At 38.3% G+C, this 17924-nt stretch carries 9 protein-coding genes and 4 pseudogenes; 10 read left to right on the plus strand and 3 right to left on the minus strand.

Features of this window, described 5'->3' with window-relative positions; genetic code table 11:
- Positions 1-399: 399 nt before the first annotated feature.
- The 4 genes and pseudogenes from ACE3JL_RS01960 to ACE3JL_RS01975 all read left to right on the plus strand — a co-directional run.
- Positions 400-961 (plus strand): annotated as a pseudogene (locus ACE3JL_RS01960) (ISNCY family transposase); the annotation flags it as partial.
- 1140 nt (positions 962-2101) lie between these two features.
- Positions 2102-3350, plus strand: a pseudogene (locus tag ACE3JL_RS01965) (ISNCY family transposase).
- A 1091-nt stretch (positions 3351-4441) separates the two neighbouring features.
- Positions 4442-5560 (plus strand): SpoIID/LytB domain-containing protein, encoded by a 1119-nt coding sequence (locus ACE3JL_RS01970; protein WP_375328723.1) that lies wholly within the window; start codon positions 4442-4444, stop codon positions 5558-5560.
- 605 nt (positions 5561-6165) lie between these two features.
- Positions 6166-7380 (plus strand): annotated as a pseudogene (locus ACE3JL_RS01975) (ISL3 family transposase).
- Positions 7381-8011: 631 nt separating this feature from the next.
- On the opposite strand, the gene ACE3JL_RS01980 reads toward ACE3JL_RS01975, so the two are convergent.
- Positions 8012-8563, minus strand: a complete 552-nt coding sequence (locus tag ACE3JL_RS01980; RefSeq protein ID WP_375328724.1) for a PEP-CTERM sorting domain-containing protein — start codon at positions 8561-8563, stop codon at positions 8012-8014.
- 384 nt (positions 8564-8947) lie between these two features.
- Between ACE3JL_RS01980 and ACE3JL_RS01985 the strand changes: the two genes are divergently transcribed.
- The 5 genes and pseudogenes from ACE3JL_RS01985 (at position 8948) to ACE3JL_RS02005 (ending at position 13538) form a co-directional block, all read left to right on the plus strand.
- Positions 8948-9118 (plus strand): hypothetical protein, encoded by a 171-nt coding sequence (locus ACE3JL_RS01985; protein ID WP_271991943.1) that lies wholly within the window; start codon positions 8948-8950, stop codon positions 9116-9118.
- Positions 9119-9163: 45 nt separating this feature from the next.
- Positions 9164-9604, plus strand: a complete 441-nt coding sequence (locus tag ACE3JL_RS01990) for a Fur family transcriptional regulator (RefSeq protein WP_004268517.1) — start codon at positions 9164-9166, stop codon at positions 9602-9604.
- A gap of 58 nt (positions 9605-9662) precedes the next feature.
- Positions 9663-11303 carry a DUF3685 domain-containing protein gene (locus tag ACE3JL_RS01995; protein ID WP_375328725.1) on the plus strand — a complete coding sequence of 547 codons (1641 nt, stop codon included), beginning with the start codon at positions 9663-9665 and terminating at the stop codon, positions 11301-11303.
- A 1057-nt stretch (positions 11304-12360) separates the two neighbouring features.
- Positions 12361-12573, plus strand: a pseudogene (locus ACE3JL_RS02000) (DNA cytosine methyltransferase); the annotation flags it as partial.
- Positions 12574-12614: 41 nt separating this feature from the next.
- Positions 12615-13538, plus strand: a complete 924-nt coding sequence (locus ACE3JL_RS02005; protein WP_375328726.1) for a lysylphosphatidylglycerol synthase domain-containing protein — start codon at positions 12615-12617, stop codon at positions 13536-13538.
- A 65-nt stretch (positions 13539-13603) separates the two neighbouring features.
- Here ACE3JL_RS02005 and ACE3JL_RS02010 read toward each other — a convergent pair whose 3' ends face one another.
- Positions 13604-13840 (minus strand): hypothetical protein, encoded by a 237-nt coding sequence (locus ACE3JL_RS02010; protein ID WP_271989659.1) that lies wholly within the window; start codon positions 13838-13840, stop codon positions 13604-13606.
- Between the two features lie 117 nt (positions 13841-13957).
- A complete protein-coding gene (locus ACE3JL_RS02015) occupies positions 13958-14314 on the minus strand; it encodes a hypothetical protein (protein ID WP_271989658.1) in 357 nt (118 codons plus the stop codon).
- Between the two features lie 114 nt (positions 14315-14428).
- On the opposite strand from ACE3JL_RS02015, the gene ACE3JL_RS02020 reads away from it, so the two are divergent.
- The gene (locus ACE3JL_RS02020) at positions 14429-17755 is read left to right on the plus strand and encodes an AAA-like domain-containing protein (RefSeq protein ID WP_375328727.1); all 3327 of its coding nucleotides are present in this window, start codon (positions 14429-14431) and stop codon (positions 17753-17755) included.
- The last annotated feature ends 169 nt before the right edge of the window (positions 17756-17924 follow it).

Consider the following 17924-nt stretch of genomic DNA (forward strand, 5'->3'; position numbering starts at 1 on the left):
TGCCTTAAACCTTTTCCTGTATGGGTTTCAGCTATTTTTGGGCGTAGGCTCTCTCATCGAATTTTATTTTAAGTTAATTATTTGCATAACAGTTACCGAAGAGCCGAATAATTTGACGTGCTGGTGGATTTCTATCTCACCCATTTTACCTTAGCTGACAATAATTATAAATTTTTATTTCCCTTAAATTCTCTATTCTAAAAACAGAACTATCTTCCTGATTTAACCCTGTTCGTTCTCAGCCAACCTCTTTGATTGCTTGAGTATTTATACTTAATTTGTCTAGCCAATTGTTTTTTTTATTGTTCGCCTCTTCTAGAAAATAGTTGCTTCGTACTATATTTTCCCTGCCAAAATCGGGGTTAATGCTCTATTTATTTCAAAATGAGAATTGCTGGTGAGTTAGCTCTAAAACAAGGTTATAATTTTATTTTTGTTTGTCTTGAAACTTCTCATAAAACCTTATATGAATGGCTAGAATTTTTAGAAAAAAGTGGAGAAGTTAAAGCCGTAGAAAAGAAACAATGGGATGGACGAAAGAATCTCATTTATCGTTATCGTTATGTTTCTAGAGTTCCTCTGAGAGAGGTCGAGTCAAGTCTCGAAGTTAATTGGTGTGAAGTCACGGTCATTAATGAAAAAACACAGAAAATTATCTATCAAAATAATTGGATTACCAATCATCAAATTACTGAAAATAATGTTGAAAAAATTGTCAAAGCTGGACGCAGCAGATGGAAAGTTGAGAATGAAGGAAATAACGTTCTTAAAAATCACGGTTATAATTTAGAACATAATTTTGGTCATGGTCAAAGTCATTTATGCGAGTTCTTGTTGTCTTTAAATTTACTAGCTTTTTTATTTCATACCGTTTTAGATTTAGTTAATCATACTTATCAAAAGATTCGTGAGTTATTAGTTACTCGCACCAGTTTTTTTAATGATATTCGTACTTTATTAAAATATTTTTGGTTTAAGAATTGGTCAGAGTTTTTCTTGTTTATTCTTACCGAATATGTCCCGCTCAAAAAAATAAATTCTAGTTAAAAATGTCAATTTTTCGAGAGAAGGAAAGATTATTTTATTCATTGAAAAAACCACAAATTAGGTCAGAATTTCAGCTAAATTTATGAGTTGAGATAAGTTTTTTATGGGCAGATATTTTAAAACTGTCTCTTGAAGCTAATTATGATGATTATCTTGAAAAAAAATGATAATTAGACAGAAGTTCTCTATGTGAACAAGAGAACTTTATCTTCTTTTGTTTTCAAAATGAGAATTGCTGTTAACCACCTACCCTTAAATTAGCTGAATCTCTCCTAACCTAGTTGAATCTGCGGGTAAGTCGGCCAAAATAATTCATGCACTTTTTCTGTCAGTCTTCTCAGAAGGAAAACACCCTTTTCCCTTTCGAGAGTGTCGATTGCCCAAACATTTTATCTGCCCAAGTCTTAACATCTACAGACGTAATAGTTTCCACGGCTTGTTTGACTAAATTAGCCGTGAAATTTAGGGTAGCTAAAGGAATAGTTGTAGTCATTTCAGATAAGTCTGATACACTCTAGCTCGACAAAATCCTTATGAACTCTGGGATTGATAAGCTGTTCGTAATTTAAATTGCTTGTTGAGATCAGACTGTCGGCAGTCGGCAGGAGAAAAAATCGAATATGCAATTTAGATTCAAAACAGCGGTTATTCGTTACTTGGTATGGTTCGATAGGGGGAGATAAATCGGCTAAATCCTTATCTGGTCAGAGACTTAATTGATTAGTTCACTCTAGATCAAAAGCAATTGACAAAAATCGCAGCAATTCTCATTTTGAAATAAATAGAGCATTAACCCCGATTTTGGCAGGGAAAATATAGTACGAAGCAACTATTTTCTAGAAGAGGCGAACAATAAAAAAAACAATTGGCTAGACAAATTAAGTATAAATACTCAAGCAATCAAAGAGGTTGGCTGAGAACGAACAGGGTTAAATCAGGAAGATAGTTCTGTTTTTGGAATAGAGAATTCAAGGGAAATAAAAATTTATAATTATTGTCAGCTAAGGTAAAATGGGTGAGATAGAAATCCACCAGCACGTCAAATTATTCCAAGATGGCTCAAAAAGCGGCAACCCTAGAAATTTCGGAATTAATGCAATTTTTCCATCAAGAATTAGATGATTTACCCGATGAGAGGAAACCTGGAAATAATAGAAAATATGAGATAAAAGATGCCGTGATGGCTGCATTTTCAGTCTTTTTTACTCAGTCGCCGTCTTTTTTAGACCATCAACGTTTAATGAAAAGCAATAAGGGAAAAGATAATGCTGAAAGTTTATTTTCAATTAAAAAAATTCCTGGGGATAATCAAATAAGAAATTTGCTAGATCCAGTGCCAGCATCTAATATCTCTAGGACTTTTCAAAAAGTCTATGAATGGTTAAAAGAAAAGGGAGTTTTGAAAAAGTTTCTCTACTTAGATGGAGAAATATTAGTGGCGTTAGATGGCACAGAATATTTCTCATCCAAGAAAATTAATTGCCCTCATTGTAACTGTCGTAATCATCGAAATGGAACGACAACTTATTTTCATGGTTGCGTCACGCCAATTGTGGTTTCTCCTGAGCAAAAACAAGTGATTAATTTAGAACCAGAATTTATTAAAAAACAAGATGGGCAGCAAAAACAAGATTGTGAAAATGCGGCTGTTAAAAGATGGTTAGATAAGAATCATCAAAAGAAGTATGGTTATCCTGTAACCCTGTTAGGAGATGACTTATACTCTCGCCAACCTATCTGTGAGTTAGCTCTAAAACAAGGTTATAATTTTATTTTTGTTTGTCTTGAAACTTCTCATAAAACCTTATATGAATGGCTAGAATTTTTAGAAAAAAGTGGAGAAGTTAAAGCCGTAGAAAAGAAACAATGGGATGGACGAAAGAATCTCATTTATCGTTATCGTTATGTTTCTAGAGTTCCTCTGAGAGAGGTCAAGTCAAGTCTCGAAGTTAATTGGTGTGAAGTCACGGTCATTAATGAAAAAACACAGAAAATTATCTATCAAAATAATTGGATTACCAATCATCAAATTACTGAAAATAATGTTGAAAAAATTGTCAAAGCTGGACGCAGCAGATGGAAAGTTGAGAATGAAGGAAATAACGTTCTTAAAAATCACGGTTATAATTTAGAACATAATTTTGGTCATGGTCAAAGTCATTTATGCGAGTTCTTGTTGTCTTTAAATTTACTAGCTTTTTTATTTCATACCGTTTTAGATTTAGTTAATCATACTTATCAAAAGATTCGTGAGTTATTAGTTACTCGCACCAGTTTTTTTAATGATATTCGTACTTTATTAAAATATTTTTGGTTTAAGAATTGGTCAGAGTTTTTCTTGTTTATTCTTACCGAATATGTCCCGCTCAAAAAAATAAATTCTAGTTAAAAATGTCAATTTTTCGAGAGAAGGAAAGATTATTTTATTCATTGAAAAAACCACAAATTAGGTCAGAATTTCAGCTAAATTTATGAGTTGAGATAAGTTTTTTATGGGCAGATATTCTAAAACTGTCTCTTGAAGCTAATTATGATGATTATCTTGAAAAAAAATGATAATTAGACAGAAGTTCTCTATGTAAACAAGAGAACTTTATCTTCTTTTGTTTTCAAAATGAGAATTGCTGTTAACCACCTACCCTTAAATTAGCTGAATCTCTCCTAACCTAGTTGAATCTGCGGGTAAGTCGGCCAAAATAATTCATGCACTTTTTCTGTCAGTCTTCTCAGAAGGAAAACACCCTTTTCCCTTTCGAGAGTGTCGATTGCCCAAACATTTTATCTGCCCAAGTCTTAACATCTACAGACGTAATAGTTTCCACGGCTTGTTTGACTAAATTAGCCGTGAAATTTAGGGTAGCTAAAGGAATAGTTGTAGTCATTTCAGATAAGTCTGATACACTCTAGCTCGACAAAATCCTTATGAACTCTGGGATTGATAAGCTGTTCGTAATTTAAATTGCTTGTTGAGATCAGACTGTCGGCAGTCGGCAGGAGAAAAAATCGAATATGCAATTTAGATTCAAAACAGCGGTTCTTCGTTACTTGGTATGGTTCGATAGGGGGAGATAAATCGGCTAAATCCTTATCTGGTCAGAGACTTAATTGATTAGTTCACTCTAGATCAAAAGCAATTGACAAAAATCGCCAAATGCCTTTCCATATAAAGGTGGAACCCTTATAATCCCCGTCCATTGAATAACAGAAACCGAAGAGCCTTTTGTTCTAAAATATTTCGGGATTGTTGTCGGCATTCTAGTTTACATATCATTTAGGCACACTATAACAGTTATCATGATTTTTTCGGCTTTTATTGACTATTACAGCCTAATTTGTCCTAACAAGCTCAAAAATAAGAGAGTTTTTGTCTAGAATTGCCCGGCCTGAGATGGGAATGATAAAGTTAGATAAGAAAATTAAAGATGGTGTGATTAAAATGAAATTTACTGCTAGTGCCTATTTTTCCCTGCTGCGCCATTGTGCTGTTCCTTTGCTGTCGATCGCTACTTTTACCCCAATTCTCTTAACTTATTTAGCCAAGCAAAAACCAGAAACCCCACAACCGCAGGCAAATCTAGAGACTGCTGCCTTTCCTTCCCCTATTATTCCATCTCCGATCGCACCCTTAACCGCGCCATCGCCAAAACTATTCCCCTCTCCCCAATCCTCCCCCTCCGCGCCGAAAAAATTAGCACCATCGGTTCAAACTTCCCCCAGTACTTCCCCCGTTGTCGCAGCCAAACCGGTGACTAGACAACCTTTAGCGGTTCCCGCTAATTATAGGCCACCAGCCGTAGAAATTCGCGTGGCGATCAAAAGAGATGTGGCCAGTGTTTTGATTGGAGTTAACGGACCTGCGGTAATCACCGATCGCCAAGGTCATGGTTTAAAAACGATTGCCACTAACGAGGGTTTACCAGTCATTGTCAGTGCCAATGGCTTAAAAATGGGCGATTTATCGCTGCCAGAGGTGATTTTTGTGCAGCCCACCAGTGCCGATGGTTTAGTTTATGTGGATGATAGTTGGTATCGGGGTAAAGTGCTGCTGGTTGCCCAAGGCGATCGCTTATTGGTAGTCAATCATGTTAATTTAGAGTCCTATCTTTATAGTGTGGTGGGTAGTGAAATGCACTCCACTGCGCCAATGCAGGCTTTAAAGGCACAGGCGATCGCCGCTCGTTCCTATGCTTTAGTACATATAATCCGCCCCGCTAATCCTTGGTTTCATCTGGGCAATAGTCAACGCTGGCAAGTATATAAAGGTATTCGATCGGAGTATCAATCGACTCACCAAGCGGTTAATGCCACTGCTGGGCAGATTCTCAGCTATAAAGGGGGTGTAGTTGAGTCTCTTTATGCTGCCACCGATGAAATTGTCGCTTGGGCTCACGGTGGCCGCGGCATGAGTCAAACTGGGGCTTATAAATTAGCGGAAAAAGGCCTAGATTATCAACAAATTCTCGGTAATTACTATCCCGGAGTTGGTTTAGCTCGTCTAGTTGTACAAAATTAGATTGATTGGCTTTCTCGATAGTCAGCCAGCTTTATGTACTACGATAGCTGAAAACCCTTATCCATCAATGGAGACACCCATTAACTTTTCTGAATTTACCCCTGTTTACTGAAGGATTTATCAATAAACGGGTGGGAGAAGTTTAGGCGAAATTAGATTTATTAACAGCACGGGTTATGGTCTTTTGTCAAGGGGAAAGTCCAATAATTAAATCTCTATTTTTTAAAATACAAATCGACTATTAGAAGTAAATCCGTAGTCAATTACTCATAACTTCGGTAGCCGATTGTAACCTTTAAGGTGTTTGTCCAAAGACCATATATAGACGCGGCGGCTTGGATTTTGATCACAAATTCTTTGCCAATCATGAATGATAGAAAGGTCTCCCAGTCCCCTACGTTGCATCGCTTGATCAGGAAACTCTGGCTCTTCGGTAACTGTTATGCAAATAATTAACTTAAAATAAAAATCGATGAGACTGCCTACGCCCAAAAATAGCTGAAACCCATACAGGAAAAGGTTTAAGGCACAAACTGGTTAATACAAAAAGATAGACAATCGAGTTAAAATTTGATATAATAGCCAAAAACCAGAGTATTTTACTTATGATACTTGACAAATTTTTGAACCTACAAGGAACCTGTATTCAAGGCTATCGACACCTAGAAAATATCGGTATAGTTTGACCAGTCGAATCGAAAAATAAAAAATCAGCCTGTCCTCGTTGTGGGTTAGAGAGCGATAAACTCCACCAAAATCATCGACATTTAGTCAAAGATTTACCGCTCTCAGGTCAACCAGTGTACCTACAAGTTAATCGTCGTCAATTTAAGTGCGGTAATTGTCAGAAACCCTTTAGCGAAGAGTTAGATTTTGTCGCCAAGAAACGAACCTATACGAAAAGACTAGCCGAGAATATACTCGAACAATTAAAATCAGGAGATATTTTAAATGTTAGCCGAAGAAATGACGTAACGGAAGAAGAGATTCAAAGAATGATAGAGGACATAGCTGAAGAAATTACAGAGACAGACCTATCGAAATTAAAAAGACTAGGAATTGACGAAATCGCTCTAGTCAAAGGACAAAAAAATTACTGTGCGGTTTTAGTAAATTTAGATACGGGAAAACTAATAGCTATTCTAGAGAAGCGAACACAAGAGGAGTTGAGGGAAACGCTTACAGGGTGGGGAAAAGAGGTGTTAGAGCAAATTGAAGAAGTCAGCATAGACCTTTGGTTGCCCTATAAAAATTTGGTGAAAGAATTGATGCCATCGGCCGAGGTAGTCGCCGATAGATTCCATGTAATGAAACAAATTAATCAAGAGTTAGACGAACAGAGAAAAGCAGAAAAAAGAGCCGTAGAAGCGCAGAAAAATAAAAAACAGAAAGCGGAAAAAGAAGCGAAGCTAGAAGTTTTAAAGCGAAGTAAATATAGCTTGTTAAAAAATGAAAAAGATTTAACGGAAACCCAAAAAATTAAACTAGAAGCTATCAAAGAAAATTTCCCAAATTTGAAAAAGATGCAGGAATTAAAGGAAGAATTTAGAAAGATTTATGAAACCTCAGAGAATCCGACAGAAGGACTGCTATCTATCTCAGAATGGTTGGCAAAATCCTCCAGTGTTTTTACCAAGAGTTGTCAAACAATCCGAAACTGGTTTGGAGAAATAATTAGTTATTTCGAGCAAAGGACAACAAATGGGGTGGTCGAGGGAATCAACAATAAACTTAAACTAATAAAACGGAGAGCCTATGGCTTTAGAAACTTTCGGAATTTTTGGGTTAGAAGTATGTTATCTTGGCATCTTGTCTGTTGATTTAGCATAAAGGGTAACGAAGAGCCAGATGTATTTTAACCGCCTATCCTGCCTGTTGCCTCATCTCAACAAGAAATTTAAATACTTAACAGCTTATACAAGGCACATCTGTCTCCCGATACTAAGCGATTCGACTGACTTTAAATAGAGCTTACAAGCTTTTTTCCCAATCCTAGTTAATCAGCTTTTAAAAAATAAGTAAAAGTTATAACTTTAAGATAAAAAAATAAAATATTTAAATATTTTGACCGATTAGTTAAATGTAAAAAGTAAGTTACAAGATTTTGATTTTCCCAGAATTTGCCAAAATTTGGCTGTAAATCGGGGTTGCCTACATTTATTAATCTGGTATGATCATGGTATGCTGTGGGCTTAGTTTGAGCATTAAACCTTAAATCAACGCAAAACCAAGACAATCAGGGTACTGTATCGATTCTCTTGCCCAAAAAAGCCCCTAGTGGTGACATTTTTTTGTGTGACAATTTTTTAAGTTTTGTAAAGGCTATTGACTTAAAGCCAGAATTGTGTAATTCTCCCCGCTCCCAAGTCTGGCACTCATAGACAGTCAACAGCTAATCAAGTTGGGAATTAGGAGTTGACTTCTCCTCCTAGTCCCCTGTTTTTTGGGATATCAATTGCGATTAAGGTACTTCAGTCCAGCGCCTAAGCCTCCCAACACCAGCAAACTCAGCACAGTTGACGGTTCGGGAATCGGGGCAGAAAAGTTAGAAATCGTCACACTAGCCCGTCCGAGGGTGTTGTCTCTAGTGAAAATACGGAAACCAAAGCTGTCGCCAGCTAGGACGTTAAACGTCGATGTCCCGTTTTGGACAACACCTCCCCCATCGTCAGTTACTTGGATGAAGCTGCCGTTGAGCAGATATCCGAAGGGATCGAAAAAAGGCCCATCAATATCATTAGTCGAATAGTTCCAATTAAACGTCACCGTCCCAGCCGCAGCCGCAGTGGTGGTGTAGTTTGTGGTTCCAGAACTGGCAGAATCATTGTCCCCCCCAGTCAGGCTAATAGACGCGGGAGCGCCGCTGGTATTGACCGACCCGTCGGCATTACTATTGGCAAATGTCCAGTTAATGGGAGCGTAAGGAGTTTGGAAACCGAACACTGTCGCGGCACTAGCACTAGAAGCAGCGGCTAGAGTGAGGCTAACAGTAGTGACAGTCATTGCGGTCTATGACCGCAATGACTCGAATAATTTTGGCGATTTGGTGGCCATGGCCCTAAAAATAAATTAAATTACAGCCCGACTGTACAATCGGTCAAAATATTTTTCAAGAGGATTTGTATAGAAATATTACGATCATATCTATATAGATAAGTAAATGCTTGGTTCTCTTATTCTTTGTGTGATCAGTTCAATTTATAGCATTTCTGATTCACAAGAGGTACAGTCTCGATCCTGAACAGCTTAATCAGCAAAGGTTTAACTGTGCCGCACAGATGCGAGAAACGCTATATATAAGTACCTAAGCAAAATTAATTACACATATCTAACCACCTCTTGCCTCCTGCCTTTTGCCTTTTGCCTATCTTCACTAGGAAATTAATTTTGCACGACTACTTAGTAGCGATCGATCTTTGTGTCCTTTGTGCCTCTGTGGTTCTTTCCACTCATTCCCCCGCAAATCTACTCAAATCTGGCGCTGCTGATTTTTTATCTCAGTTTGAAGAGGGGCTGAAAACTGGGGCAATGTGGACATCGATCGAAAGACTAAGCTAAACTGGTAATGACTATGTATTAGGGCGGAGGTCAACGGACGCAACTATGGACAATTTGGAGGTAAAACAAAAACCGATCCGGTGTTTAGAAGATGCGATCGAAAGGTGTCAAACTTTAGGAATGCGGGTTAGTCGTCAGCGTCGCTATATTTTAGAATTGCTGTGGCAAGCGCAGGAACACCTATCAGCGAGAGAAATTTACGATCGTCTCAATCTGCAAGGAAAAAACATCGGTCATACCTCAGTGTACCAAAACCTAGAGGCCCTATCGGGTCAAGGCATTATCGAATCTGTGGAACGCTGGGACGGCAGACTCTACGGCAACATCAGCGATTCCCACAGTCACGTCAATTGTCTGGACAGTCAAGAAATTATCGATGTGCATATCCAACTTCCCCCGGAATTAATTAAACAGATTGAGGCATCGACGGGGGTAAAAATTACCGATTATCGCATCGATTTCTATGGCTATAAACAAAACAAATGAGCCAGATCACTGTATAATTGACCCCGTGAATAGTATTCGTTGACAGGCTGCAACTCTTGTGATTGATCGCCCTCTCACCCTAATTATCATCGATAATGACCCGATTTTCCGCTTGGGTCTGGTGCAGGCTTTGTCGCAGATAGAAAATATTAGTATCATCACCGAAGGGGATTTAGAAACAATTTTCGCCTTGACTCTTAATCCGGCCCCCGAAATTATTATTATTGATCCTCTCTTTGATTGGTCTCACTGTGAAATTCTCCACTCTCGCTATCCCGAAAGTAAAATTGTTCTATTAACCTTTCCTCTCGACTCCCGACAGCAACTAATCGCCAGGGAATTAGGCATCGCCGGTTATATTCCCAAAGGCACAAACCTAGAGCAATTTATCACTATTTTAGGGCAAATCTCCCGGGATGAATCCCACGATGTTGTCCCTTCTCCTCTCACAATTGCTACCCGTGCAAGTTTAGCTCCTAGCCATTGGTTAATCAGTGCTGGCAAAACGGGATTAAATCGCATCGAAAGTGAATTACATTTGATTGATCTCCATCTTAATCAACAGTCTTTATCCGGCTTTGATCGCTTTTACTGGCAGGGGAGAAAACGAGAACTTTTAGCGGCTCTATGGCTAGTGAGAAAACTAATTCCCCTGGAAGGTAGCTATTACAATTCAGCTTCAGTGACACCTCCGATAATAATTAACAATATCGATCGAGAATTACCAATTTTAAGCCGCGAGCGTCCCCTCTGTGTTTCGGCGGTTTTTGAGTCCACTTTAGCAGTCATTCGATCGCCTTTAATTAATAAGACAAATGTTACTTTTGAAATTGATATTTTACAAGACAGTCGTAAACGGGAATTATTATACGTAGTTCTCGACGAAATTCGCAAAAATGTTGATGAAATGAGATATTTACAAGTCAGTAAAGGGGAATTAACCAGTCGCTTAAACCTGATTGTCTCTGATATCTGGCAAAAAGCTACTCAGAAATTTTTAGAAATTAATGCCCTACCCTCTGCCAAAATTAATGAAATTAAACTTAACGAAATTATCCAAGAAGAAAGAGAGGCAATTCAAACAGAAATCCTCAATAAAATTCCTTTTCTTCTTGACTTATTTTCCTATTTATTGTATGAAGATAGTTTAACTATTGATGGAGTAGAATACCGAGCTAATGCTCCTGAAACTATTGCCAGAGCCGAAATTCTCCTGCAAAATCTCATTCATAATATTGCCAATGCGGTGACGGTAATTATTCTGAATAACTTCTCGGAATACGAAAAAGTTAAACAAAAACTTTACCGCACAGAGTTTCTCGTTTCTAGAGAATTAGCAAAAGTTCGCAATGAATTATCTTGGAAATACCGACTACAACAATATTGGCAAGAACCTAAATATATCTTTGAAAGTCAATATCAATTATTTCACTATGTCGATGGAGAAATCCAATCTCTAGCCATTTATTCCCCCCGACAGGAGGAATTAGATAGTTTAACAGGTATAGCTTGGTTAGTTTCGATCGCCTTAGAATTAAGAGACTCCTTATCTCCTCGTTTACGCGCTTTTTTTCGGGTGGTGGGTAAGGGAGTAGTCTATATTCTCATCCAAGTTATCGGTCGTGGTATCGGGTTAGTAATTCGCGGGGTTTTACAGGGAGTCGGTAACACTTGGCAGGAAGTCAAAGGGAAAAAGTAAGTGACTCAGAACAAGAGGTAATAAGTGAGTGCATCTCATTTTTGTAAATCTACTAAGCTGTTCGTAATTTAAATTGCTTGTTGAGACGAGGCAAAAGGCAACAGTAAAGGGATTGGGGGAGGTTCGGCTAATTTAAAAATAAGCGGTTTAAATGCGTCTTAGCTTAAGTTGGAATTTTTAAGAGGAAACTCTCTTTTAGCCCACATTCTGCACTTCAGTTTATAACATAAAAAGTTACAAACAAAGGAAAAGACTAACTAAATACAAATACTCAAAAATTACTCCACCAAAACGTGAGGCAATGGGAAAAATACTAATTATCGAAAAAACACAAGAAATATCTGCTTCAGAAGAAATACAAATTAAAAATATAGGCTATTTAGGGGTTGCTGAAAAAGTTTTTCCTGGGGGCAGACTTCGACGGTGAGATCAGGGTTCAACCGAGCGTTCGACTGAGCTCACGGCCGAAGCCTCTTGCATGAGTGCCTATCCTGATATGTTACCTATACTCAACGGATTTAGTATTATTGCTTAACTTTCTTGTAGCTGAGTTGCTCAGGGAGTCTGGCATTGTACCGCTATCTATTCAAGATGATCTGCCTATACACAGCAATTCTCATTTTGAAACGATTTTGCGTTGTTTCAGCGATCTATAGATTCGTTAAGAATTATTAACCCCTCTAGGTGCAAGGGTTTTAATGTCATGAAACCTTAAAATGAGAATTGCTGGCCTATACAAGGTTTACATGACTCTTTTGAGGCTGCTGCTATTCTTGCTCAAGCATTACTTTGGCAACTATTATTCGTGAGCAGTCTTCTCTCAATCACTTTGCCTGTTCATGAATACCAGAATAACTCCTGACCCCGACATATTGAGGGGATATAGCAATTTTAGAGGTTTTTAACGCTATCGGTGAGTCAATTTCAGTAGTTACTGTGCCAATTTCAGCGATTAAAACCCTACAGGCCAATGAAATATTTACCGTCCGCTCTTTGGTGAAAGTTGAATAAGTTAAAATCAAAGAGAATATCCCTATCGCTATAATCTCAACTATCGATGAATCTCCTGAAAGATAATAAAAAAATTCGTTTTATTGACCTTTGTTGTAGTTTGGGAGGGTTTCGAGTGGCGATTGAACAAGTTTGTCGCCCAAAAAACTTAGAATCTGATTGTGTCTTTTCCTGTGATATAGATAAAGATGATCGGGCAATTTATCAGGCTAATTTTGGTGACCAACCCCAGGGAGATATTACCGAAATCGCTGCCCTAACAGAAGCCAGAAGAACCAAAAGTAATTAGTAAAAAATAAGATGTATAAAAAAGTCCTGCGTTTTGCTCCTGTTATCCTCTCTTTGAGTTTATTTATTCTAGCGGTTTGGGCAATTAGTCAAGAATTTAAACACTACACTTTTGCCCAACTCTTGGCTAGTTTAAATCATATTACCACAAGTCGTAAGCTAGAAGCTGTTTTTTGGATGGCTTTGGGTTATTTGTCGATGACGGGTTATGATCGCCTAGGTTTTTATTATATCAATCATCCCTTAGCTTCAGGCACTATTATCCGCACTGCTTTTATCAGTTATGCTCTTGGTAATACCATTGGTTTAACCTTATTTTCTGGGACGGCGATCCGTTATCGTTTCTATACTCCTGCGGGGGTGGGGGTGGTGGATATTGCCAAAGTCATCACTTTTACCCATTTAAGCTTTTGGTTAGGAATGTTAGGCATTGGTGGTGTAAGTTTCCTCCTCGATCCCCAACGGATTCCTCAACTTCTAAAATTACCTTTTTTAACTACTAAACCTTTAGGAGTAATTTTTTTATTGCTGGTTACTGGCTATTTTTTCTTGACTCTCACTTATAAAAAACCGATAAAAATCGGCAAAGAAAATATCTATTTACCCTCTTGGAATCTTTCCCTGGCTTTGATTTTGTTGACTTTTATCGATTGGATATTAGCCGCTAGAGTTCTATATCTTCTTCTCCCGGACAACTATAATACTTCGTTTTTAGGATTTTTCGGTCTCTACGTATTTGCCATGACAGCAGGGGTATTAAGCAACGTGCCGGGGGGAATAGGTGTTTTTGAGTTTATCATGCTCAGATTGCGCCCAGAATATGTATCTAATGCCGAGCTTTTCGGTTCTTTAATCGCCTATCGAGCTATTTATTATTTCCTGCCTTTAATTGTCGCTTTTGTCTGGTTATTGGGTTACGAGGCGCGCAGAAAATAAGGTCTGCAAATTAGCTTAAACGGACAGAAAAAGTCCCCATGCCGTCATAGCTGGGGAGCATCAATCTAGTAGGCTAAAGTTTCTAAAGTTTCCCGTAGATAGGAACAAATGCGAGCATCGGCATCGTCTCTATTTTTACCTGATTCTAGTTGTTCTTGCTGCCAACGCCGAAAACCGGAACTGGCGGCGATGGCTTGTTTTAAATGCTCCCAAGTTTGATGATCTTTGTGAAGTGGGGTTTCAGAAAACGTGGTAGAGTTGCCCATCTTTACCTCTGGTGGTAGGGTTGCACTTTTTAACATAACTTAAAAATCGCTGAAAATTCTGATAACTGGGACACAATTAGCCAGAAAAAGGTGTTGCCTAGGTGGAAATCTACGGGGATGCCAACACCTTTTTTGAGGAAATCTAGGGGATTTTCAGGAGATTTTGCTGGTTTCTGCCGCTTCTTCCACCTCCACTGCCTGATTTAAAGCTGCGGGGGGAATGGGAATAGAAAATACCGACGGCAGGTTAGCGGTGGCATCTTCAGGAGGCTGCCCAGGGTGAAAACGACGGTAGGTTAAAATACCGGCTACGGTGATTGCTCCTGTGGCGGCGGCAACCCCTAAAATAAGTTTGTTAGGATCCAGATGGAAGGTGGTATTGCTGCCAAAAATGCTTTTACCTTGAGCGAAAGCACAAGCGGAGGCACTGCCGGCATCAAGAGTACCTAAAACAATACCACTGACGAGGGTGGCACTGACGGCGATGGAGGTGAAAAAAGTTTTCTTCATAATTGCCTTGGGGATAGGTTGTCAATAGCGATTATCCTTGCATTATAGATATCTAAATCACAATTGTCTATTTTATTTCTTTTGGTGACATTGAAATAATTTTGTTTAAGAATCATGAATTATCAATATCGTGTCGGGGGTAGTCTTGCTTATAACCATCCTACCTATATCGAGAGAAATGCCGATCAAGAACTGTTAACGGCGTTGAAAAATGGTCAATTTTGCTACGTTTTTAACTGTCGTCAGATGGGCAAATCCAGTTTAAGGGTACGAGTAACTCATATTTTACAGCAATTGGGCAGGGATTGCGCGTCCGTAGATATAACCAGTCTTGGTAGTAATGATAATTTATCCCAATGGTATAACGGCGTGATCACCCGTTTGTTTTTAGGATTTAATCTGACGGGAAAAATTAATCTTAAATCCTGGTTGCGCGAGCGAGAGGATTTACCCCCCGTGCAGCGTTTGGGACAATTTATTGAGGAAGTTTTATTAGTTTATTGTCGGGGAGAGAAAATATATATTTTTATTGACGAGATTGATAAAATTCTCAGTTTACAGTTTTCTCTAGATGACTTTTTTTCCCTGATTCGTTATTGTTATAACCAAAGAGCGGAAAATTCCCAGTATGAAAGAATTACTTTTGCTTTATTCGGTGTGGCTACCCCAGCAGATTTAATTCGCGAAAAGACGCAAACATCTTTTAATATCGGCCAGGCGATCGAATTAACGGGATTTAATCTTGCAGAAATTGCTCCTCTAGCTGCGGGATTATACGGTCAAAGTAATTATCAACCCGACTGCTTAGAAAAAATTATTTTTTGGACGGGAGGACAGCCATTTTTAACCCAGAAAATCTGTCAGCTATTGCTGGAAAGTAATTTAGATATTGAGACGCTGATCAAAGAGAGAATTATTAATAATTGGGAATCTCAAGATGAACCAGTGCATCTGCGAACTATTGCCGATCGCTTGTTAAGAAATCAAGACAAAGCGGGTCGTTTGTTAGGTATCTATCAACAAATTTTAGAAAAGGGATCAATCCTGTGCGATGATAGTCCAGAACAAGGGGAATTAAGGTTATCGGGTTTGGTGGTAAAAAAGGATAATCAGTTAGTAGTTTATAATCCTATTTATCGAGAAATATTTAATCTCAATTGGGTGAAAAAACAATTAGAGCAATTGCGTCCCTACTCAGAAGCGATCGCCGCCTGGCAACAGTCTAATTATACCGATGAATCGCGGCTTTTACGCGGAAAAGCTTTAAATAATGCCCTCGATTGGTCTCAGGGAAAAAGCTTAAGTAATCTTGATTATCAGTTTTTAACTGCTAGTCAAAATCTCGATAAAAGAGAGGCAGAAATTAGTCTAGAAACTCAGAAGCAAGCTAATAAAATTCTAGCAATTGCTCACCAAAAAGCCACCAAAAGAATTCAAATTGGCTCGGTAATTTTAATTGCTTCTCTTTTGGGTTCTCTCTTAGCTTTTATTCAAGTAAAACAAGCATGGCAGCAAGTAGAAACCGCTCAACTAGGTATTCAATTACAGCGCAATGGTGACAGTTATTGGCAACAATTTAAATTTGAACAATTAGAATCTTTAATTGCGGCGATGCAAGCAGTCAATAGTTTAAAAAATATCGTTACTGATGGGCAAACCTTGAGTAAATATCCCGCTACCAGTCCAATTATTACCCTGCAACAAATTTTAGATCGTATTCAAGAAAAAAACCAACTGCAAGGACACCGGGGAACTATTTATAGTGTTAGTATTAGTCCTGATCGTCAAAAAATAGCCACTGCTTCTCAAGATGGAACGGTAAAAATTTGGAATCAAAAAGGTGAGAATATTCAAACTTTGACAGGTCATCAGGGAGCAGTTTATAGTGTTAGTTTTAGTCCCGATGGTCAAAAAATTGCCACCGCTTCCGAAGATAAAACCGCCAAAATTTGGAACTTGCAAGGACAAAATTTAGTCACCTATCCTGACCATCAAGAATCAGTTTATAGTGTTAGTTTTAGTCCCGATGGTCAAAAAATTGTGACTACTTCCAGGGATAAAACCGCTAGATTATGGAATTTATCAGGTGAAACTTTACAGGTATTTAAGGGACATAAAAGATCGATAGATGCAGCTAGTTTTAGTCCCGATGGTCAAAAAATTGCCACCGCTTCCCGGGATGGTACGATTAAAATCTGGGATTTATCAGGTAAAATTATCTTGAGTTTAGGTCAAGATAATATTGAGGCTTTTTATAGTGTTAATTTTAGTCCCGACGGTCAAAAAATTGCTGGGGCAGCGGCCGATAAAACTGCTAAAATCTGGGATTTACAGGGAAATTTAATAGCTACTTTCCGGGGACATCAAGATTTTGTCAACAGTGTTAATTTTAGTCCTGATGGCCAGTTTATAATTACCGCATCTAGTGACGGTAGTGCTAAAATTTGGGGACTGCAAGGGGAAGAAATAACTACTCTTAGAGGACATCAAGAATCAGTTTTTGCTGCTGTATTTAGTCAAGATGGAAAACAGGTGGTAACTGGATCGAGTGATGAAACGGCTAAAATTTGGCAGCTGAACAATTTAAATCAAACTAGGGCCGATAATACCAGTGTTAGCATTAATTCCCAGGGCAATATTATCGCTATTGCTAATAAAGATGGTCAAATTACTTTACTCGATTCCCAGGGGAAAAAAATTAGAGAATTTACCACAAAAATGCGTTCAATCTATAGTATAGCTTTTCATCCCGATGGTAATCAGATAGCGATTACAGGAAGAAACGGAAAAGTCCAAATCTGGAGCAAAAAAGGAACAATGCTCCAAGAATTTACCGCTAGTCAAGTACCAATTTATAGTCTTGCTTTTAATGGAGAGGGAACAGCAATAATCACGGGAACAAGCGATGGAAAAGTTCAAGACTGGCATTTAAGTAATCATCCACCTCAATTAATTAATTCTTGGACAGTTGATAATAGTATTATCTATGATTTGGTGTTTTCTCCTGATCATCAAAAAATTGCTACCGCTACTCGGGGAAAGATTAAAATTTGGGATTTACAGGGCAATCTTTTAAAGGAGATTAAAACCGATTCTTTTCCCGTTTATGGAGTTAGTTTTAGTCCTGATGGTGAAAAAATCGCCGCTATTTCAAGGGATGGTACAGCTAGACGCTGGGACAGGGACGGAAATTTGCGCTCCGAGTTTAAAATAGAAGAAGATATCGTCTATGGGATCGCTTTTAGTCCTGATGGTCAAGAAATTGTGATTATTTCTAGGGATGGTCAAAAGCATCGCTGGCCCTTAGAAACAGAATATAATTATTTACAAAAATTGCTCGATCGAGGTTGTTTTTGGTTAGAAGATTATCTCAGGACTCGTCCCGAAAAACGAGAAGCTCTATCCCTGTGTACTGGGAAAATAAAACCATTCACATTTTAAACTTGGTTTGACTGGGTGGGGGCAAAGGTTAAATTAATTAGTTAATTTCTTGATCTCTTCGGTTTGTCTTATGCAACGGACAGGGTTATAAGGGATGAAACCCTTATAGAAACAGACATTACTGCGATTTTTGTCAATTGTTTGCGATTTGGAGCGAACTAATCAATTA

The organism is Microcystis sp. BLCC-F210 (genome assembly GCF_042134685.1).
GTDB lineage: Bacteria > Cyanobacteriota > Cyanobacteriia > Cyanobacteriales > Microcystaceae > Microcystis > Microcystis aeruginosa_D.